Genomic DNA, 246 nt, shown 5'->3' with positions numbered 1-246 from the left:
GGCTGCAAAGGCGAATACTCGTACGCTGCTGAGCTCACCCGATGGTAAAGGACGACGGTTAGTGCGAGACATTTGCCCATCGATCTTCTTGTCGATCAAATGATTAAATGCAGCGGCTGAACCCGCCATCAACCCTATCCCTATCATGCCAAATAATGCTTGCTGTACTGGCAATCCGTTAGGCACAGCTAAACACATGCCTACTAATGCCGTTAACAACATCAAAGCAACCACTTTCGGCTTGGT

General features: G+C 48.8%; 1 protein-coding gene. It reads right to left on the bottom strand.

All coding sequences use genetic code 11. The annotated features are described in order from the left end of the window. A partial coding sequence (locus tag A3712_RS21840) for a UbiA family prenyltransferase (RefSeq protein ID WP_197465890.1) occupies positions 1-246 on the bottom strand: 246 nt, incomplete at both ends.

The organism is Vibrio sp. HI00D65, from assembly GCF_001635455.1.
Lineage (GTDB): Bacteria > Pseudomonadota > Gammaproteobacteria > Enterobacterales > Vibrionaceae > Vibrio.
Note: the sequence above shows the minus strand (reverse complement) of the source record. Positions and strands in the feature narration are given on the sequence as shown.